Genomic DNA, 19,134 nt, shown 5'->3' with positions numbered 1-19,134 from the left:
TCTTCATTGCGGAAAAATTTCAGAGTGGGGCTGGACTGTCAGGATATTTAGTCGAAATCGCCGCAGCCTTTGTCTGCAGCAGTCTCGGCATCGAGCCGACCGTGCGCCACGCCGGCTATATCGGCTCATGGCTGAAGGTGCTGCGCGAGGACAATCGCGCCATCTTCAGCGCTGCCAGCCGCGCCTCGAAAGCCGCCGATTTGCTGCTCGCTTTCCACCACGATGAAGCCGAGCCGCCGCAGGAGGGGATCGCGGCATGAGCGCCGTGCGCTTCCCATCCCCTCCAGAGCGAGACGACGCCGCAAGACGAGCAAACACTCGTCCCCGGTGTCCGCCCGATCACCGCGCGACTGGCTCGACCGCCTCATGGAGGCGGCCGCGTGCCGCGCAAAAGCCGCTCGATATCGGCCTCTGGTGAGGCGGATCAGGGAAAGGTCCAGCGAACCTTTCTCCCGCCGAATGCCCGCAATCAACTCGACCTGTTCTGAAAAAGGAGTTTTTGCCATGATCCTGATCACCGACGACCTTTGCGCCCGGCTTCTCGCCAACGGCGCGGCGCAAGTTGAAACCGACCATCAGCCGGTCGTGAAGCTGTTTGATCCGGCAGGCGCGGCGACCTGGCTGTTGACCGAACTCGACCCCGACGGCGACACGCTGTTCGGCCTTTGCGACCTCGGGTTCGGGTACCCCGAACTCGGCAGCGTCAGCCTTGCCGAGCTTCAAACCGTCAAAGGTCCGCTTGGCCTCGGCATCGAGCGCGACCTCCATTTCGAGGGCCGCTTCCCGCTCTCGGTCCATGCGCAGGCCGCGCGCCTCGCCGGCCATATCACCGAGGCCGAACAGCTTCTTCGACAGGCAGCAAGCGTACTCTCGAAGCGCCATTTTGAGCTTTCGCCCGACGTGGCGAGAGAGCGCCGCTAGGCGCAAAACCGTCCCTGCCGCGCCGCTTGTCGCGCCTCGCGTCAGGACAATCCCAACCGAAGAAAAGGAGAAAAACCATGCAGCTTGCCCACATTGCAATCGACCGGCTCAACATTTCCGCCGTCAACATGCGCCATGCCAGACGCGCCCCGGACGTGTCCGGCATTCTGCCCTCGGTTCGCGCGCGCGGCGTTCTCGTGCCGCTTCTGATGCGGCCCAACGGCGCGCCCGACATGTTCGAAATCGTCGCCGGACGCCGGCGTTACTTCGCCGCGAAATCCATTGCCAACGAGCGTGGCGAAGCCGAACCGTTGCCCTGCGCCATCATGGAAGACGGCGACGCCGCCGATGCGCTCGAAGCCTCGCTGATCGAAAACATCGCCCGCCTCGACCCGGATGAAGTATCGCAGTGGGAGACGTTTTCGCGGCTGATCAAGCAGGGCCGCACCGTTCCAGACATCGCCGCCACCTTCGGCATCACCGAGCTTGCCGTGAAACGCATCCTGGCGCTTGGCGACCTGCTGCCGAAACTCCGCGAGGCCTATAGGCGCGACGAAATCGACGCCGAGACCGCGCGCCATCTCACCATGGCCTCGAAGGCGCAGCAACAGGACCGGCTGGCGCTTCTTGCCGATCCCGAGCAATACCCGCCGCGCGGCTTCCAGCTGAAGCAGTGGCTGTTCGGCGGCCAGTCGATTTCCACCAAGGTGGCGCTCTTTCCAATCGAGGATTACCCCGGTCTGATGGTGTGCGACCTGTTCGGCGAGGATAGCTATTTCGCCGATGCCGATCTGTTCTGGGAAAAGCAGAACGCGATAATTGCCGCCAGACGCGACGCCTATCTGGAAGCCGGCTGGGCCGAAGTGGTGGTGCTGGAACCCGGCCAGTATTTCCACTCATGGGACCACGAAAAGACGCCGAAGAAAAAAGGCGGCAAGGTCGTCATCACCGTCTCGCATCGCGGCGAAGTCGAGTGTCACGAAGGCTGGCTGTCGCACAAAGAAGCCCGCCGCGCTCGCGGGAAAGCCGATGCCGGTGAGGAAGCAGACACGCCCGCCAAGCCGTCACGCCCCGAGCTTTCTGGCCCAATGCAGAACTATGTCGATCTGCATCGCCACGCCGCCGTGCGCGCCGCCATGCTCGATCATGCGGGCACAGCACTGCGCCTGATGGTGGCCCATGCCATCACCGGTTCGGGTCTCTGGCACGTGCGGCCCGGACCGCAACGCGCCGCCAACGAGGCGGTGGCCGCGAGCCTCGCGAACGGCAAGGCCGAAGCCGCCTTCGCCGAAAAACGCCGCGCGGTCCTGGCCCTGCTGAACATGGCCGATGAGAACAGAACCGTCGCCGGGGGAAAAAGCGACGATCATGCCACGGCGAGCGTCTTTGCCCGCCTCCTGGCGCTTCCCGACGAAGACGTGATGCGCGCGCTCACCATCGTCATGGGCGAGACTTTGCAGGCAGGAAGTGTTGTGGTCGAGGCGCTCGGCAACCATCTGAATGTCTATATCGGCGCCTGCTGGCAGCCGGACGAGGCCTTCTTCGACCTCATTCGCGACAGGGAAATCGCCAACGCCATGCTGGCCGATATAGCCGGCAAGCACGTCGCGGACGGCAATGTTTCGGAGAAGGTCAAGACGCAAAAGAAGATCATCCGCGACTTCCTTTGCGGCGAGAACGGCCGCCACAAGGTCGACCAATGGCTGCCGCGCCGGATGAAAGTCCCTGCCGAAACCTATACCGGTCGCGGCGGCTTCCGCACCGCCGATCAGTGGGCGAAAGTCCGCGCGTTGTTCGGCTCCGAATGACCCCTCTCGCTCGGGCGGCGGCACCTCCCTTTACCGCCGCCCACGCGACGTTCCGGTCGGGTGGATTTCGGCATTCAGCCGTCCCTGGCGGTTCGCAACCGCAGTAAGATCCGACCGCCAAACTCCTCGCCATCGGCCAATGATCACCACACCCGCATGGCTGGCAGAGCGCCAGCGCTGATCGGCCCCAGCTGTCGTCGGCACGGCCTCCGAGCGTCCACGGCCCCACCTTGCCGTCGTCTGCTTGTTGCATGCAGCGCGGTCAGCGCGACCTGTCTCCATGTGTCTTCAGGGACCATTTCCCTGCGGCTGGCTTGTCGACCTATGGGCGATCCGGCCCGCCCGAAACCCTCGCCGCCAGCTTTTTTCCCCGCCGCCTGCGGCGGCTTCCTCGCGCCGCTTCGCTTCAAAAAAAGCCGTCCGCTCGGGTCCTTCGCTGTCGCTGCGGCCCTGAAGGGTTCAGGCGTTCCTGACGCGCCCATCACGGTCCGCCATCGCAGGGGAATGGTCCCCGGCGAACAGCAAAAGGAGACTAACATGACCGCGATCGGCTACGTCACCAAGCAGGACAACGGCGGCTACAAGGGCCAGCTCAAGACGCTCAGCGTCCGCGCCGACATCGACATCGTGCCCAACCAGGCCAAGGGTGCCGAAAACCATCCCGACTTCCGGGTGCTGACGCAGGGCGTCGAGGTCGGCGCGGGCTGGATCCGCACCGGCGAGACCTCCGGCAAGGACTATGTGAGCCTGTCAATCGCCGCCCCTGAGTTCGGCCCGCGCAAGCTCTACGCCAATCTCGGCCGCGCCGCCGGGCAGGATGACGACGAAACCTACGCCATCATCTGGAACCCGGTCGACTGATCGGCAAGCCCCAGGCCCTCGCGCCCCAGCCGGCGCGGGGGCTCCTCTCAAGGGGCGGCGAAAACCCATGGTCCGACTCTTCGCCCGTCCCTGAAGCGCCCTCACGCGATCATCCTCCTCGCTTCTCCCACGCGAACGAGGATGATCATGGACGACGAAAACGAGCGCGCGGCCCGCGCCAAGAAGGGCAGCCCGTTCCTCAATACAGCGCAGGCTGCTTTCTATATCGGACTGTCCCAGCGCACCCTGGAAAAGATGCGGCTCACCGGCGGTGGCCCGAAATTCCGCAAGCACGGCCGCTATGTCCGCTACCACATCGACGAACTCGATGAGTGGTCAAAAGGACGCCAGCAGGACTCCGACGCTCAGCATGGAGGCCGGTCATGAGTCGTCCCCCCATCCGTCTGATCGGCAGCCGTTTGCGGCGAATTCGGGTCCGTAAGGCAATCGCCATAGCTGCGATTGGCGTCGGCCTCATCGGCTTCACCGCCTTCGAAAAACCATCGCCCTGGCTGGTCTGGAACGCCTCGGCCAGCGCGCCGCTAGGCCTTTATTTGGTCGCTTCGGCAGCACCGGCGCGCGGCGATCTGGTGCTTGTACGGACCGCGCAAGCGGTCGCCGATCTCGCCGAAAAACGCGGCTATCTGCCCCGCAACGTGCCGCTGGTCAAGCGCATCGCTGCACTGCCGCACGAGCATGTCTGTACCTTCAACGAAGCCATAATCATCGGCGGCGCGATCGTCGCGCGCCGCCTCGCAACCGACATTCAAGGCCGCGCGCTGCCATGGTGGAACGCGTGTCGAAAGCTCGTCGATGACGAGGTCTTCCTGCTCAATGGCGAGACGCCCCGCTCCTTCGACAGCCGCTATTTCGGGCCGGTCCCGGCCTCGAATGTCATCGGGAGGCTGGTGCCGCTATGGACCGACTGACCCTCCTGATGCTGGGCATGATCGCCCTTGCGCCATGCGCCTGTTCCGCCTCGACCGGCGCTGAGCCGGTCGCCATCTCCCATAGTCCGCAGCTTCAAAAGTGGCAGAAGTTCGTATCGGAAGCAAGCAGGCGCTTCCGTATTCCTGAAACCTGGATCTACGCCGTCGTCGATGCCGAGAGCGACGGCAAGACCAGGCTCGATGGCCGTCCCATCACTTCGCGCGCCGGCGCCATGGGCCTCATGCAGGTCATGCCTGGCACCTATCAGGACATGCGGGCCGCGCACGGTCTGGGCACCGATCCGCACGATCCGCACGACAATATCCTGGCCGGCACCGCCTATCTGCGCGCCATGTATGACCGCTTCGGCTTCCCCGGCCTGTTCGCCGCCTACAACGCTGGACCGGTACGCTATGCGGCGCATTTGAAACGCGGAACACCGCTTCCAAATGAGACGGTTGCTTATCTGAAAGGGCTAACGGCGGCCGGGGTTTCGGCCGCCGACATGGATCAGTTCAAGGGCAAATCACCGCGTGCAAAGGCACCAGAAGCTCCCTCCGGAGGATCGCTGTTTTTTCTGCGGAACGGCGAGCTGGCGCGCAAATCGAACGGCAAAATTCTGGTGCCGCTCGGGAAGGATCACCTTGGGACAAGCAAGCCGGACAGCCGGTGAGGGCTGGCGGCTGCGGGTCGGTGAGGGCGGCTGGGCGGGGGCAGAAGCAGGGTCGGCGGAAGGCAAGATAAAGGTACCGCCTCCAGGCGGCAGTCAAGTCTTTGTCTGCACATCGTTTTTCCAAGAGGCTGCTACCGACCGCAGGAGGCTGGGGCGCATAAGCGCTTGATCTCACTCTTGATTAGCTGGAGGCCGGCATGCAGGACGATGAGTTCACGCCGAAGCTAGGCAAAATCCGGTCTAACGGCTCGAAGGCAGGCAAAGGCTACGCTGGACAGGTCAGGGCGGCGATCAACAGAGCAGGCGGCAAGCCCATGCGCGGCGGCCGCTTTACCGGAAGCCGGGCAGGGCGAGGCGGGGCGGCTGCTGCATTACTCAGATCGCGCGATCGATACGCTGCCTTCCGCCAGCGCCGGGTGATGGTCAAGGCGCGCATCGTCAGGCTAGCCGGCAAGGGGCAGGACGGGGCGCGTGCTCATCTGCGTTACATCCAGCGCGACGGTGTCACCCGCGAGGGTGAGCCGGGCGAGCTCTACGGCGCAGACAAGGATCGCGTTGACGGAAAAGAGTTCCTCGATCGCGCGGATGGAGACCGCCATCAGTTTCGCTTTATCGTGGCGCCCGAAGACGGCATTGAGTACGACGACCTGAAGCCGCTCACGCGGCGGCTCATGGCGCAGATGGAAAAGGACCTCGGCACTAGGCTCGATTGGGTCGCCGTCGATCATTTCAACACCGGCCATCCGCACACCCACATCACAGTTCGCGGGAAGGATGACCGCGACGAAAACCTCGTCATCGCGCGGGAATATGTTTCGAGCGGAATCCGCGAGCGGGCGGCCGAGCTGGTCAGCCTCGATCTTGGTCCCCGCACCGACCGCGAGATCGAGCAGCGCTTGCGCCAGGAAATGGACCAGGAACGCTTCACCAGCATCGACCGGCAGCTGCTGCGCATGCGCGACGATGACGGTTTCGTCTCGGCGGCCGGCCGCGACGCGTTTCGCCAAACGTTGCACCAGGGCCGCCTGCGCAAACTGGAGCGCATGGGACTTGCCCAGGAGACCCCTCCGGGCCGTTGGCGCCTGGACGATGAGCTTGAAGTGACGCTGCGCCGCATCGGCGAGCGCGGCGATATCATCAAGACCATGCATCGCGAGCTGACCGGAAAGGGGCTCGCCCGCAGTGCCGCAGACTATGTCGTCCACGATGCGGAACTGAAGACCGAGCCTGTGGTCGGCCGTGTTGTCGCTCGCGGCCTGGCCGACGAAATCAACGACCGGCACTACTTGATCCTCGATGGGATGGAGGGCAAAAGCCATTACATCGATATCGGCAAAGGCGAGGCGACGGAACCGACGCCCGACGGGTACATCGTGCGTGTCACGCCGAGGAACACCGAACCTAGGCAGGTCGACCGCACCGTTGCCGATATCGCCGCGACCAGTGGCGGGCGCTACAGTATTGATATCCATCTCAAGCATGATCGATCGGCCACCGAGCGTTTCGCCGAAACGCATGTCCGTCGACTGGAGGCGATCCGGCGTGCTACCGGCGGCGTGGAGCGTGAGCCGGATGGCACTTGGATCATCGCGCCGGACCATCTGGACCGTGTCGCGGATTACGAGCGCCAGCGGGCCAGAGCCGAGCCTGTGATCGTTGAAAAGCTGTCATCGATCCCGTTGGCGCGACAGGTTAGCTTCGACGGCGCCACCTGGCTCGACCGCGAGCTGGTTTCGGATGCGCCGGAGCCCTTGCGCAATACCGGCTTCGGCCACGAGGTCGGGGAGGCGCAGGCCCGCCGGCGGCAGTGGCTGATCGCTCAAGCGCTCGCGGACGAAGAGCAAGGGCGTATCGTCTACCGCGCCAACATGATTTCGGTCTTGCGTCAGCGAGAGTTGAACCGTGTTGCCGGTCAACTGTCGGGCGAGCTCGGTCTGCCCTATGTCGAAGCCCGGGCAGGAGATCGGATAGAGGGCACATTGCGCCGATCAGTTGAGTTAGCCAGCGGCAAATATGCCGTCGTGGAGAAATCGCGCGAATTCACCCTCGTACCGTGGCGGCCGGTGCTCGAACGATACTTCGGCAAGGAGGTTTCCGGTATCGTGCGCGGGGAGGGGATTTCCTGGACCATCGGCCGGCAGAGGAGCGGGCCGAGCGTTTCGTGACATGGCGGCACGGATTCATTGCCTGTGCGCCAGAATGGGTGCCCTGCCGGAAGGAGTACGCCAGTCGTTGGTGGCGGCATAGATGCCGCAGCATCTAAAAGACTGATAATGCAACATTATCGTTCGTTTTTATCGTACGACAGGCTGTGCGTTTTTATACAGATATAGTGGTATAAAGCGCACCACCGATTTATCATCCGTGGCATGATTCGTGCCGATCCTTTGCCTGTTGTCTCACCGCCCCCATCGCGCGTGCCGGCCTGGGCGTTGCCGGGCGGACCCGCCGATCGTGACACCGATGCCGCATTCTGTGCCGGCGCCGCCCTGAATTCGCTCGATAATCTGGTTCGCTCCGAACCGGCCTTTGCCGGCGCCTGGCGCCAGCGGCTGGCACTGAAATGCGCCGCCGCGGCCGTGCGTCTTGCAGGCCGCTCCGAGGACGAGGCGGCGCTGCGCGACGCCTGGTATCTGCGTCCTGCCGACGGCGATCCCGGTCCCGCCGGCAACCTTTTGGCCGCGTGGCGGCAGCTGGCCTCGCGGCCGCCGGCGATCGACGCCGAAAGATTGAGCGACGTGGTCGCGCTGCTCGGCCTGCGCTGGGACGACGGTTTTGCTGATCTTCCGGAAGCGATCGACGAGCTGGGCCGATCCGGCCGCCCGGCGCCGTTTGCCGCCGCGGCGATCGCCACCCAGATTGCTGCCCTGTCGCCGACAGCGGAACTGCTGGCCTGGTGGTGCGCCGATCTTGTGCTGGCGCACAAACTGCGCTGGGCTAAACCGGTGCCGCTGCTGATGGCCCAAGCGTTTGCGCCTTCGTTCCGAATCGGTGACAGCCGCGCTAAACGAATTCGGCCAGGACAGCAAAAGGAATTTGAGCGCGCCGTGTGCCTGGCGCTGGCGCAGGGCGCGGCCGACGCTTGCGGATTGGCCGCGGACCTCTCCCGGCGCTGCGAGCGGCTTGTGGCGGTCGCGCCAAAGCTGCGGGCCAAGGGGGCAGGGGACGTGATCAAAAAACTGCTCGACGACGATGCCGTGTCAGGCTCGCTGACCACCAAGACCCTGTCGCGGTTCGGGGCGCGGCGGCTGTTCGAGCGGCTGCAGACATTCGAGGCGGCACGGGAGCTGTCCGGTCGCGACTCCTTCCGGCTGTTTGGATTGTGACGATGGTCGGATCCGCGGCACGCAAAGGGCAAAACAATCAGCAGCCGACGCTGCTCGATACGGAACTCGAGCACCTGCCGCCGGAACTGCGCTGGCGCGAATGGATGGGGCGGGTCGAAGCGGTGATCTTTGCCTCAGCTGAGCCGGTGACCCGTGAGACGCTGGCGCGCGTCGTCGGCAGACACTGCAATATCGAACTGATCATCGACGACGTCCGCGCCGAGCTCGCTGGCCGGCCCTATGAGCTGGTCTCGGTCGCCGGCGGCTGGCAGCACCGCACCAAGAAGGCCTTCGGCGATGTCATTCGCACCGCCACGGGTCAGGGCGATGTTTCGCGTCCGCTATCACAGTCGGAGGCGCTTGTGCTGATGTGCATCGCCTACTTCCAGCCCATCACCCGCGGCGAGCTGTCTTCATTCTTCGGCAAGGAGGTGTCGCGCGACCTGATCGGCATCCTTCGATCGCAGGAACTGATTGCCTCGGGGCCACGCTCGCCGCAGCCCGGTGCGCCCTATACCTACGTCACGACGAAGGCGTTTTTATCCCATTTTGGTTTCGACACGCTGCGTGATCTGCCGGATTTCGAGGCGCTTGAAGATGCCGGGCTCCTGTCGAAGGAAAAGCTCCTGGCCGGCGATATTCCAGCCGGTTTGGCTAACAGGGAGGGCGACGACGATGTCGTTGAGGACCAGGTGTCGTGAGCGGGCGTTGTCGCGTTGCGACCACAGAGACAGTTGATGACTCACGACCAGGACGACTGGTCGTGCGGCAGCCGGTGATCGGGATCGTGAACCGCGACATGATCGCCGTCGACAAGATTGGCCGGAAAGATCACCAGATTGGTGCCGCCGGCGTGACGCAGCGACGGGAACAGGATGCCGCGAAGCCCGGCAGTGATGATCAGATTCGCGAGCTTCCACGATGGCGGGATCTTCTTGTCAATGCGAGCGGCCTGGCGCCAGGCACAATCCCATTCCTGCCAGGCGCCGTCCCAGACATTTGGGTCGAACCCTTGCGAAAGGTCGGCCACCTCGCCGAGCGTGATCTTGTAGGCGGCAAGCGTTGCCGGCGGGACGATGCTGGCGCCCTGCTTGTATTCGTCAAGAGCCGTCTGCGTCGAACGGGACAGATAGAGCGCTTCGACGCCTGGCCGGTTGAAACGTCCGCCGTCGATCGCTGCTCCCGCGCCACTGGTGGGCAGGAAAGCCCATTTGGGTGTCAGATAGCGATGGAAGATCTCGTCCGGCCCGACGCGGGTGACCTTCACCCGCGCGCCCCGTTATCGAGATCCCGGATGAAGGCCAGGACTGCTTCGACTTGGCCGTCCGCGACGAGTTCGGCCGCCGTGCGGTGGCCATAGTCCGCGATGGGCTCGTTGCGATACCAGTAGATCGCCTTGTCAACATTGCCGGTGAGTTCCGTCGCCGCCGAGATCACTTTCACCATCTCGCGCATCCGGCCCTGCAGGCGTTCCGATGAGGGATTGCGGAGCGTGTTGCGATGAACCCCGGTCAACTGTGCCAGATTGGCCACCTTCACGCCAAGCGCCTGCGACAGGCGCTTCGGCGAGATATAAGGCGTACGCGGCTCCTGAAGGCTGTCGACAAAGCCTGAGACCACTTTCGATTGTGCGAGCTGTGCGTGGGTCATGACAAATCTCCGACCTCCTCATAGGCACAATATATGCACATTCCAACGCATAGCAAGTGAACAATGGCTTGGCGCCTTCCGGCGACCTGTTTGTCCTTCCTCATCCTGGTAGCGGTTGCCGGCTGACGGCAGCAATGCGCGCCACAATCGGGCATTGAGGCTCCGAGATGGAGCCCGCGAAAGCAGACACTCACTTTCGAATTTGTCGAAGTGCAGGAGGAAGCCAAGTCGCCGCAGAAAACCTGCGGTATCCGCCGAAAAACATCGCTTCGCCCTCGATTGACCTCCGGCGTGACTAAGTAGCGACCAGTTCGGCGATTTTGGCGGCGACTTCCGCCATCGACTCTTCGGCAGTATTCAGCCCGGCTCGGGAGGCTAACAGGAGGCTGACCTGCTCAAGCTCTTCATAGGTCGTTCCGTGTACAACCGGGACGAGCCGCTCTCGCCGGAGTAGCGCCGAAAGCTCTTTGTCTGCGATGCCTTCTGCCGGGAGGCGTCGCAACATAGCTGGGGTCACCAAAACGATACCGACGCGCGAATTCACCAAGCCCTTGTCGATCGCCCGCATCATCGGCACCCCGAGGCCAAGGTCTTTCTCGCTGAACCACACGCGAACACCGCGCGCTTCGAGCAGATCATGCAGTTCCTTAGCGGATCCCTGCCTGTCATCCCACGCGTGACAGAGAAACACGTCTCGAAGGTCAGGCTGCGACGCCGCTAGGTTCTCAACGTTCTCGCGAACCGGCGTGAGCGCCTGCACTTGTTCAGGCGTGTACCACACAGCCGAACCGGCTCCCGACCAGCGCGGCTTTGAGGTGCGGCGCCCCGACCCGCCGCTGCTCCTTGAGGAGGAGTATGAAGGGGACGAGTATGATCCGGAGCTGCTATAGCCGCTGCCGTACCCGCGGTAACCGCTATAGCGGCCATAGCGGCTCCCGCATGCAGGACAGTCGGCTGCGGCGGCCGATGAGCGATGGCCCCTTACTGGTGCAGTGCATCTAGCCATGTCTTTTCTTCTCCTTCACCAATCCGCAGCTCGCTGAGCCAACGCATTCAGGGGCGGTATGTGAACATCCCCGATCGCAGGGCCGCATCTCAGGGGGCATTGCTTTGCCTGCCCTCCTGCGCGATTCTCTGTCATCAGAATATGCTCGGAGTGAGCAGCTACCGTGTCAAGGTACTTCCCCGTTCTCAGATGATTGAAGCAGTTGCAAAGCGGGTGAGCTCTGATGATATTGCGAGAAGGTTTGGGACTTCGTCTGATCTCGTTGACTACCGCCTAAAACGCCTGGTCTCTGGCGGGATCATGTGGGGAAGAAGGTCACACTGGCGCGTAGGTCGTCCAACCTTATCGGACCCCAACATCATGTCCGCTGTCCCTGAGGCCTGAGCTGGAAGCCGACCTTCAGCTTCCGGCCCTAAGGCGGCCGTCATCGCAAGTGATTGCTTGAGCAAGGTTCGCTTTGACGGTCAGTAAAAGACGGCAGTCAAATACGCCACTAAACGTCCGCTCCCGCTCGAACTGGAAATACTTCTGGGCGAGTTCTCAAAAGAACTCATCCCAGCTATGCTCAGAACCGGAGGGCGGGGCAAACGGGATGAGGTTGCCGTTTCATTGGACGATGGCAGTCGCCTTGGCGACAGTGCTGAGTGTTGCAGGCACCGCAGCTGCCCAGGATTCCCGATATTCTGCGCGACAGGTTCAACAGGCCCTTGCTGAACATGGGTACAATCTCGGGACCGCGGACGGAATTTGGGGACGTCGGTCCATTAGTGCACTCAAGGCTTTCCAGAAGGCGAGCAATCGTCCTCAGACTGGTACTTTGGACCAAGCGACGTCAGCGGCGCTTTTTCCGCAGCCGCAGGCGACGCGTGACCCGTTGGCACCCATAGCCGCGGATGTGCACCCGTCGCCTTGGGAGCAGCCTGGTGTTCCGACGAAGACAACTCCACAGACAAGTAACGGGGAAGCCGGGCAAGCTCGTAGCGATGTCCACCCGGCGCCGCCTTTGCCGGCGCACACCGAGGGGGCTTCAGCCAAATCCGATCGTTTGGCGCCGGAGCCCAACAAGGTCAGAGAGGGGCCAACCACCCCAACGCCGCGTTTGACCTATTTGGGCCTGCTAGGGATCGCAGCCGCGTTCTTCTTCCTGCGGAGACGCCGAAGAAATTCAGCCGCGGGGTCGGTTCCAACGGCATCCGAAAGCAAGCGCAGCGAACCTGAACGCATTCCCAACCGGTCGGCCAGAACCGATAGGCATCGCCTCCATGTCCCGACCGTTCGCATGGTTCCAGCCAACAATGCTGCTGGAAGACAGCCAGTCGAGCAAAAGCCGGTCATGCCTGCGGAAATTGCGGCTTCTCTCGCGGCACACAACGCCGCCGTCCACGATTTCATCCGTCAGAGACGAGCGATCCGACTGCCCAAATCAAGGGCCAATCCTTCAGCCGGGCAGCCGTCCGTTCCCGCAAAAACGGGTTGGCAAAGCATTGAAACCACCAAGGTCATTCCGGCAACGACTACAAACGAGGGATCGCTCGCATCGCACAATGCTCAGATAACGGAATCCATTCGACAACGCGGTCCTGTTCTCATTCCCCCTACGGCCCCAACGGATCAGACGCAGCCGTTGGGTTCCGAAAGCAAGGACAGCCAACTTGATAGCGGTCTCGACCAATCGGCCAGAAGCAACAGGCACCGCTTGGTTCGGAACGATCCAAGCGTTCCAGCCGATATTGTAGTTGGAAGACAACCGGTCGAACAGAAACATGCATTGCCATCAGATATTGCGACTTCTGTCGCGGCACATAATAGAGCTGTCGACGACTTCATCAGACAACGCGGAGCCATTAGATCATCCAAACCAGTGCCCGATCCTTCAGCCGCTCCCGCAGAAGCGGATTGGCAACGCATTCAGAACACCAAGGTCGCCCCCGCAGCGCCAACAACCGAAGGATCGCCCGCATCGGATAATGCTCAGGTTTCGGATCCCATTCGGCAGCGCGGCCCTATTCTTGTTCCCAACACGGCCCGGACGGACCACCCGCGGTGGTTCGACCGGCTACCCGCAGTGCGAGCGAGCCCCGCCGCGCGCCAGTCGGCATATTGGATTCCTGCGAATACAGCAGCAACGGTGGGAAGCCATGACATTCCCGGCGGCATGATCTATGTAGGCGAGCACCTGCCGAGGCAGGGCAGTTCAACCGACCCGGAGAACTGCCTGATCGACCCGAGATTGACCGTGGGCGCTCACGGCGATCCACTGGGTCAGACGATGGGCTACTGGCCGTCCTACTCGCGCATTTCGCCCGCGGCGCGAAAATCCTATCTGGACTGGCTCGCCGGATCGCGATCCGATTCCGACGCCTATATCGGATACGTGTTCCTCTATTTCTATGGTCTCGAACGCCGCCTCATGCTGGAGGAAAGCCCGCCCGACGCCGATGGTGTCGTTGTCGAGGTTCGCCGACTATTGCAGGTGTATGGAGGGAATGGTTCGTTCAAACGTTATGCTGGTGAGTTGCTTTCGGCTTACCAGCTGAAATCGGCTCAGTTGCCGGAAAAGCTTGATCTGGAGGTCGAGGAAAATAGCTACGAGATCCCGATAATGCTGAAGGTCGCCCTGGGGATGCGGGTGCGCAGCGGAGAGGCGATCGAGCCGGACCTTTTGTTGGCTTACGTTCTTGCCGACCCCGAAACGAGGGTGCGAACGCCGGCGCGACGGGCACAGACTCTCTTGCGAGAGCTGTTCGCGGAAGCGGTGGAGAAGCAATATCCAAATGGCGTGCGCGTTTCGGCCGCCGGAGTGCGAAAACTGAAGGTCAACTACCGTGCCTGCAGCGGGACGTTCGATCTTGCAATCCGCCCCTTTGGCGGTGACCTCCCGGACATCACAAACCGCAGCGAACCGATAGGCGGTGCACGTCGCATCTTCGACGACTGCACGGATCGGCTCGACAACTACAGCCGCATGCTCGGCCGTTCGGAGGGACTGAGGCCTAGCCTTGCGGCTGTGGCCCAGCTACCGTTGGGTTTGCGCTTGAAGTATGCTGAAGAGCTTCCTGGTCAGCCTTTGAGCCGGCTCCAGGAACTGGTGAGCGATGGTGCTCTGGTATCCATTCAGCAACTCGCCCAACTGGCCGGGATCGAGCCTGACAAAATTGCCACGCGGGCCAAGCAGAAGGAACTGTCGGGAATTCTGGCCGCCCTCGGCTATGGCAACACCGCCGACCCTTGCTTTTCTCTGAAGTCCTCAAAGCCAGACGCACTGGCAATGGTCTTTGCCCTGGAGCGCGAAGCTGAAGCCGATCCCGAACCGGGCCAGCACTACCGCCCCATGCAACTGTCAATCATGCTCGGCATGGTGATTGCGTTCGCCGACGGTCTCCTCCACCCCCTGGAGGAACGCAGGCTTTTCGAGAGGATAGACGAGGCGCCCGGTCTTTCGAGGGACGAACGTGTCCGCCTCAAAGCCGAGCTCAAGGTCTGCGCAGCCGATGCCGGCCGCGTAGTGGACTGGACCAAACGCATAGGGGACGTGCCAGCGGGCCGCCGCGAAGATCTCGCCGATGAATTGGTGGCTGTAGCAGCCGCAGACGGAACCCTTCACGCGCGAGAAGTGTCGCAGCTCGAGAAGCTGTTCCGGCAGATGGGTCTGGACGAAAACTCGCTGTATTCGCGACTGCATGGCAGTGTCGCGCCGCAGAAAAGGCCGCGCGACGGAAATGATGATCTTCCCCTGGTTATCCCCGCCGGGATTCAGCCGCCCGGCATTCCGGTGTCGCCGGCGTCTGCTGGCGCGCCTGCGACGCGCGTCGACATCTCGCGTCTCGAAGCGATCCGACGCGAAACCCGCAGCACGTCCAGCGTCCTTGCCGATATCTTCGTGGACGAAGCAGAGCCGCCAATCGAGCTTCAGCCCGCGATCGAGGAAATCGAGACGTCCAATGGGGATGCGCGCTTCGACGGACTGGAGCGACGCTATGCGTGGCTTCTGTCGCAACTGATCGAGCAGGAAACCTGGACGGCTTCGGATTTTGAGCGTTTGGTGCGCAATGCCGACCTGATGCCGGGCGCGGCGAAGCAAATACTGAACGATTGGTCGCTCGACCGCTTCGACGAACTCGTCCTGGATGGCGAGGACCCTGTCATCGTCAACGCCAGCCTGTTTTCCGAGGCTACTCCCCAATCTCCGTCGCTTACCGTATCCGTCGAAGGAATGTCAGCATGACGACAAAACCTCCACCTATCAAACCAAGAGATCGAGACACCATTATCAGCGCCTTGCGTGCCGGTGTCGTACCGCGCATCGGTCTTCAGCATATTCAGGTGGGGCGCCAGCGTGAGATCGAAGCGCTGATCCAGGACATAGAGCGGATCGGCAACGGCGGGTCGAGCATCCGTCTCGTCATCGGCGCCTATGGTGCCGGCAAGACTTTCTTCCTCTTTCTCATCAGGCAGATCGCACTTCAGCGCAAGCTTGCCGTCTGCCAGGCCGACCTTTCTCCGGATCGCCGCATTCACGCCACCGGCGGGCAGGCGCGTACGCTCTATGCCGAGCTCGCCACCAGTCTCGCGGCCCGCACGGCACCAGACGGAGGGGCGCTCAGAAACATTCTGGAAAGCTACATACAAAAAGCATCCGAACGCGCTTCCTCAAGCGGGACGACTATTGAAATCGCCATCAAGGAAGGCCTTGGCGATCTTCGCGAGATGGTCGGTGGCTATGATTTCGCAACCGTCATCGTTGCCTATGCGCGGGGCTACGAGGAAGGAAACAGCAATTTGCAGGACGCCGCGCTGCGTTGGTTGCGCGGCGAATACACGACCAAGACAGAGGCGCGAGGCGATCTGGGCGTGCGTACCATCATCGACGACGCGTCCTTCTACGATGGCCTGAGGCTGCTCGCCCGTTTCACAAGGCTCGCTGGTTTTGGCGGCCTGTTGGTCTGCCTCGACGAACTCGTCAATCTCTACAAGCTGCAGAGCGCCCAGGCCCGCAAACAGAATTACGAGCAGATCCTGCGCATCTTCAACGATGTCCTGCAGGGCACGACGCAGGGCATCGGTTTCATTCTGGGCGGCACACCGGAATTTCTGCTCGACACGCGGCGCGGCCTTTACTCGTACGAGGCCTTGCAATCCCGCCTTGCGGGGAACAGTTTTGCCGGCAATGGCCTGGCCGACTATTCCGGTCCGGTGGTCAATCTGCCGAACCTGACGCCGGAGGAACTCTACCATCTCCTGGAGCGGCTACGCGACGTCTTCGCGGCCGGCGATCAGGAAAAATGGCTGGTGCCGGACGAGGCACTCCATGCCTTTATGGACCATTGCGCCAACCGGATCGGCGAGGCTTATTTTCGGACTCCGCGCAACACGGTGAAAGCCTTCGTCGATCTGCTCGCGGTCCTCCAGCAAAACCCCGGCACAGATTGGAAAGACATGCTCGGCACAATGGACGTCGCGGAAGATCGAGGCGGTGCAGGTGACCAGCCAATCGATGACGCCGAAGGCGGAGCGGACGACGAGCTTGCAACCCTCCGCATTTGACACGCTTTCCGAGCCCGTCAGGCGCTGGATTTGGCAGCGGAAATGGCCGTCGCTACGGGATGTCCAGGAAAAAGCTATTCCGGCCATACTCGCGGGCGGCGATGTCGTGATCTCCGCACGCACTGCCGCCGGCAAGACTGAAGCCGCCTTCCTGCCGTTGTTGACCCGGCATGCCGAGCACGCAGTCAGTGCCGATGGGTTCGCCATCCTCTATGTCAGCCCGTTGAAGGCGCTGATCAACGATCAGCACCGGCGGCTGGAAAGCCTGTGCGAAGGGAGCGGCGTCCTCCTGCACAAATGGCATGGCGACGTGTCGGCGGACGCCAAAACACGTGCACGAAAGCGACCGTCGGGTGTCGTGCTGATCACCCCGGAATCGCTTGAGGCGTTGCTCGTCCGCAGGGGCGGGGAGATTGCGCAGATGTTCTCGCGCCTCGATGCGGTGGTCATCGATGAGTTACATGCATTCATTGGCACCGAGCGAGGCATGCAGCTGCAGTCGATCCTGAACAGGATCGAAGTGGCGACCGCGCGAGACCGCATCGATCGAATTGGGCTGTCGGCAACACTTGGCGACATGAGCCTGGCTGCCGAGGCGCTGCGGCCCGGCAAGGGCGCTAGCGTCACGATCGTGGAAGGCAAGGACGAGGGAAACGGGGTCCGTTTGCAGATCCGCGGTTACCTGCTGGACGGCACCGCTCCAGGCGATCTCACGGCTACCGCAGACGATAGCGATCCGCCGGTAAAGCCGGCCGAACCTTTTGAACAATCGACGGTCCCAGCGGCGCTTGCGTCCGACTTGTTTCGTGTGCTGCGCGGCCAGAGCAATCTTCTGTTTGCCGGATCTCGCGCCAATGTCGAGGTCTATGCCGACATGCTGCGTTCGATGTGCCACGAAGCGAGCTTTCCAAATGAGTTCTTCCCGCATCATGGCAATCTCGCAAGGGCCATGCGCGAGGAGGTCGAAGCGCGGCTTCGAGACGATCCGCGCCCGACCACGGCGGTCGCGACCACCACCCTGGAACTCGGAATCGACATTGGCGAGGTGGAGACAATAGCCCAGATCGGGCCGGGTTTTTCGGTCGCGTCACTTCGCCAGCGTCTCGGCCGATCCGGCCGTAGGGCCGGAAAGCCCGCAACGCTGCGCATGTTCGTCATCGAGCCTTCCATCGGTAAGGGACGACATCCAATCGACCGGCTTCGCCTCGATCTGGTTCAGTCGATTGCGATGGTCGAGTGCCTGCGGGCTGGATGGTGTGAGCCGCCATTGCCAGCTGGGCTACATCTTTCAACGCTCCTCCATCAAGTGATGGCACTGATAGTGCAGACCGGGGGCGTAAGCCCGACGGTGGCCTGGAAACTGTTATGCGAGCGCGGCCCCTTCCGAGCCGTGGACAGGACGCTGTTTGCCGAATTGCTCCGGTGCATGGCCACACCTGAAAACCGGTTGCTAGAGCAATCTCCGGAAGGCTTGCTCATGATCGGAGAGACCGGGGAAAAGATCACGGAATCGTACGAATTCTATGCTGTTTTCGCCACGGAACGAGAATATCGGATCATTCACGATGCACGCACGCTCGGCACCTATCCGCTAAGCTCTCCGCTTGCACGGGGCGAAACAATCATCTTTGCCGGGCGCCGCTGGCAAGTCATCGAAATCGACGATCGCGCCCGGGTCATCATGGTCAAGCCGACACGAGCTGGAAAGCCACCGCATTTCAATGGCAAGGGGGCGGCCGTCCACGATCACGTGGTGGCAACAATGCGCGCGGTTCTCGCATCCGATGAGGCGTACCCCTATCTCGATCCTGCCGCCAACCGGCTGCTGGATGAGGCGCGGAGTTCTTTCCTCGACCTGCAGCTGGATAGCCGTTCAATCATAGCGCATGGGGAGGGCGTCCTGATCTTCCCCTGGGTCGGAACCAGGAAATTACAGACGCTAACCCTGGCATTGCTGTCGCGCGAGTTCAAAGCATCGCATCTCGGGCATGGGATTGAACTTCAGGAATGCGAGGCCGAGAAAACCATCGAAACTCTGCAGGACATAGCTGATTTGCCGGCGCCAGACGGTAAAGAACTTGCTGCACGACTGGCGCAACCGGCATTGGCAAAGTTCGACACGTTCCTGAGCGATCACCTGATGACATTGGTCACAATGGTGGAGAGAATCAGCGCCAAGGACTTGCCACTGATCGCCGCCAACGCACTGGGAATCGATACGACGCATGAAGTCGCATAACCGCCGGGATCGGTTGCTCGCACTCGGCGCCGGCAGCCTTTCGCATATGTCGAAGGCTGCCAGAGAGGACGCATCGGCAATTGACCGGGTTCTGCGTGCGCCAATTGCCGCCACTCAGCGGCACACAAGAGCGTCTCGTTTGGGCCGATTGCTGACTGGCAGGTTCCGAGCGGCTT

At 62.3% G+C, this 19,134-nt stretch carries 16 protein-coding genes and 1 pseudogene; 14 read left to right on the top strand and 3 right to left on the bottom strand.

The window, feature by feature from the left end; translation table 11 throughout:
- The 10 genes from AC07FD_RS34115 to scpB all read left to right on the top strand — a co-directional run.
- Positions 1-260 (top strand): zincin-like metallopeptidase domain-containing protein (locus tag AC07FD_RS34115; protein ID WP_478353384.1); only part of this gene is annotated, 260 nt, incomplete at its 5' end.
- A gap of 244 nt (positions 261-504) precedes the next feature.
- On the top strand, positions 505-921 hold the full coding sequence (locus AC07FD_RS34110) for a DUF2958 domain-containing protein (protein WP_095090254.1): 417 nt from the start codon (positions 505-507) through the stop codon (positions 919-921).
- A gap of 77 nt (positions 922-998) precedes the next feature.
- A complete protein-coding gene (locus tag AC07FD_RS34105) occupies positions 999-2,729 on the top strand; it encodes a ParB/RepB/Spo0J family partition protein (RefSeq protein ID WP_478353383.1) in 1,731 nt (576 codons plus the stop codon).
- A gap of 537 nt (positions 2,730-3,266) precedes the next feature.
- On the top strand, positions 3,267-3,590 hold the full coding sequence (locus AC07FD_RS34100; RefSeq protein ID WP_095090520.1) for a DUF736 domain-containing protein: 324 nt from the start codon (positions 3,267-3,269) through the stop codon (positions 3,588-3,590).
- A gap of 147 nt (positions 3,591-3,737) precedes the next feature.
- The gene (locus AC07FD_RS34095) at positions 3,738-3,977 is read left to right on the top strand and encodes a helix-turn-helix transcriptional regulator (protein WP_095090519.1); all 240 of its coding nucleotides are present in this window, start codon (positions 3,738-3,740) and stop codon (positions 3,975-3,977) included.
- Positions 3,974-4,519: a S26 family signal peptidase gene (locus tag AC07FD_RS34090; RefSeq protein WP_095090253.1), complete on the top strand. Its 546-nt coding sequence runs from the start codon at positions 3,974-3,976 to the stop codon at positions 4,517-4,519. Before AC07FD_RS34095 ends, AC07FD_RS34090 begins: the two co-directional genes overlap by 4 nt.
- Positions 4,507-5,193, top strand: a complete 687-nt coding sequence (locus AC07FD_RS34085) for a lytic transglycosylase domain-containing protein (RefSeq protein WP_378924805.1) — start codon at positions 4,507-4,509, stop codon at positions 5,191-5,193. Before AC07FD_RS34090 ends, AC07FD_RS34085 begins: the two co-directional genes overlap by 13 nt.
- Positions 5,194-5,390: 197 nt before the next feature.
- Entirely contained in the window at positions 5,391-7,358 is a 1,968-nt protein-coding gene (rlxS, locus tag AC07FD_RS34080) for a relaxase/mobilization nuclease RlxS (RefSeq protein WP_478353382.1), read from the top strand.
- Positions 7,359-7,562: 204 nt separating this feature from the next.
- Positions 7,563-8,519 carry a DUF1403 family protein gene (locus AC07FD_RS34075; RefSeq protein WP_478353381.1) on the top strand — a complete coding sequence of 319 codons (957 nt, stop codon included), beginning with the start codon at positions 7,563-7,565 and terminating at the stop codon, positions 8,517-8,519.
- A gap of 2 nt (positions 8,520-8,521) precedes the next feature.
- Positions 8,522-9,220 (top strand): SMC-Scp complex subunit ScpB, encoded by a 699-nt coding sequence (scpB, locus tag AC07FD_RS34070; RefSeq protein WP_478353380.1) that lies wholly within the window; start codon positions 8,522-8,524, stop codon positions 9,218-9,220.
- Positions 9,221-9,261: 41 nt separating this feature from the next.
- Here the strand turns inward: scpB and AC07FD_RS34065 are convergent, their stop codons facing one another.
- The 3 genes from AC07FD_RS34065 to AC07FD_RS34055 all read right to left on the bottom strand — a co-directional run bounded on the left by AC07FD_RS34065 (position 9,262) and on the right by AC07FD_RS34055 (position 10,950).
- The gene (locus tag AC07FD_RS34065) at positions 9,262-9,786 is read right to left on the bottom strand and encodes an RES family NAD+ phosphorylase (protein ID WP_478353379.1); all 525 of its coding nucleotides are present in this window, start codon (positions 9,784-9,786) and stop codon (positions 9,262-9,264) included.
- Complete coding sequence (locus AC07FD_RS34060; protein ID WP_478353378.1) at positions 9,783-10,169, bottom strand: hypothetical protein; 387 nt, start codon at positions 10,167-10,169, stop codon at positions 9,783-9,785. The genes AC07FD_RS34065 and AC07FD_RS34060 overlap by 4 nt, the downstream gene beginning before the upstream one ends.
- A 295-nt stretch (positions 10,170-10,464) precedes the next feature.
- A complete protein-coding gene (locus tag AC07FD_RS34055) occupies positions 10,465-10,950 on the bottom strand; it encodes a toll/interleukin-1 receptor domain-containing protein (protein WP_309486639.1) in 486 nt (161 codons plus the stop codon).
- Positions 10,951-11,767: 817 nt separating this feature from the next.
- Here AC07FD_RS34055 and AC07FD_RS34050 point away from each other — a divergent pair.
- The 4 genes and pseudogenes from AC07FD_RS34050 to AC07FD_RS34035 all read left to right on the top strand — a co-directional run.
- A pseudogene (locus AC07FD_RS34050) lies at positions 11,768-12,007 on the top strand (peptidoglycan-binding domain-containing protein); the annotation flags it as partial.
- A 447-nt stretch (positions 12,008-12,454) separates the two neighbouring features.
- Positions 12,455-15,400: a TerB N-terminal domain-containing protein gene (locus AC07FD_RS34045; RefSeq protein WP_478353387.1), complete on the top strand. Its 2,946-nt coding sequence runs from the start codon at positions 12,455-12,457 to the stop codon at positions 15,398-15,400.
- Positions 15,397-16,719 carry an ATP-binding protein gene (locus tag AC07FD_RS34040; protein WP_478353377.1) on the top strand — a complete coding sequence of 441 codons (1,323 nt, stop codon included), beginning with the start codon at positions 15,397-15,399 and terminating at the stop codon, positions 16,717-16,719. Before AC07FD_RS34045 ends, AC07FD_RS34040 begins: the two co-directional genes overlap by 4 nt.
- A complete protein-coding gene (locus AC07FD_RS34035) occupies positions 16,655-18,958 on the top strand; it encodes a DEAD/DEAH box helicase (protein ID WP_478353376.1) in 2,304 nt (767 codons plus the stop codon). Before AC07FD_RS34040 ends, AC07FD_RS34035 begins: the two co-directional genes overlap by 65 nt.
- The last annotated feature ends 176 nt before the right edge of the window (positions 18,959-19,134 follow it).

The sequence above is a fragment of the Mesorhizobium waitakense genome, assembly GCF_056431085.1.
This window is presented reverse-complemented; position numbering and strand designations above follow the sequence as displayed.

What these genes read in the sequence shown, in the direction of transcription:
- AC07FD_RS34045 (WP_478353387.1), top strand. Translation starts at nt 12,455, where the DNA reads ATGGTTCCAGCCAACAATGCTGCTGGAAGACAGCCAGTCGAGCAAAAG.
- AC07FD_RS34110 (WP_095090254.1), top strand. Translation starts at nt 505, where the DNA reads ATGATCCTGATCACCGACGACCTTTGCGCCCGGCTTCTCGCCAACGGC.
- AC07FD_RS34040 (WP_478353377.1), top strand. Translation starts at nt 15,397, where the DNA reads ATGACGACAAAACCTCCACCTATCAAACCAAGAGATCGAGACACCATT.
- AC07FD_RS34075 (WP_478353381.1), top strand. Translation starts at nt 7,563, where the DNA reads ATGATTCGTGCCGATCCTTTGCCTGTTGTCTCACCGCCCCCATCGCGC.
- scpB (WP_478353380.1), top strand. Translation starts at nt 8,522, where the DNA reads ATGGTCGGATCCGCGGCACGCAAAGGGCAAAACAATCAGCAGCCGACG.
- AC07FD_RS34100 (WP_095090520.1), top strand. Translation starts at nt 3,267, where the DNA reads ATGACCGCGATCGGCTACGTCACCAAGCAGGACAACGGCGGCTACAAG.
- AC07FD_RS34095 (WP_095090519.1), top strand. Translation starts at nt 3,738, where the DNA reads ATGGACGACGAAAACGAGCGCGCGGCCCGCGCCAAGAAGGGCAGCCCG.
- AC07FD_RS34060 (WP_478353378.1), bottom strand. Translation starts at nt 10,169, where the DNA reads ATGACCCACGCACAGCTCGCACAATCGAAAGTGGTCTCAGGCTTTGTC.
- rlxS (WP_478353382.1), top strand. Translation starts at nt 5,391, where the DNA reads ATGCAGGACGATGAGTTCACGCCGAAGCTAGGCAAAATCCGGTCTAAC.
- AC07FD_RS34105 (WP_478353383.1), top strand. Translation starts at nt 999, where the DNA reads ATGCAGCTTGCCCACATTGCAATCGACCGGCTCAACATTTCCGCCGTC.
- AC07FD_RS34085 (WP_378924805.1), top strand. Translation starts at nt 4,507, where the DNA reads ATGGACCGACTGACCCTCCTGATGCTGGGCATGATCGCCCTTGCGCCA.
- AC07FD_RS34090 (WP_095090253.1), top strand. Translation starts at nt 3,974, where the DNA reads ATGAGTCGTCCCCCCATCCGTCTGATCGGCAGCCGTTTGCGGCGAATT.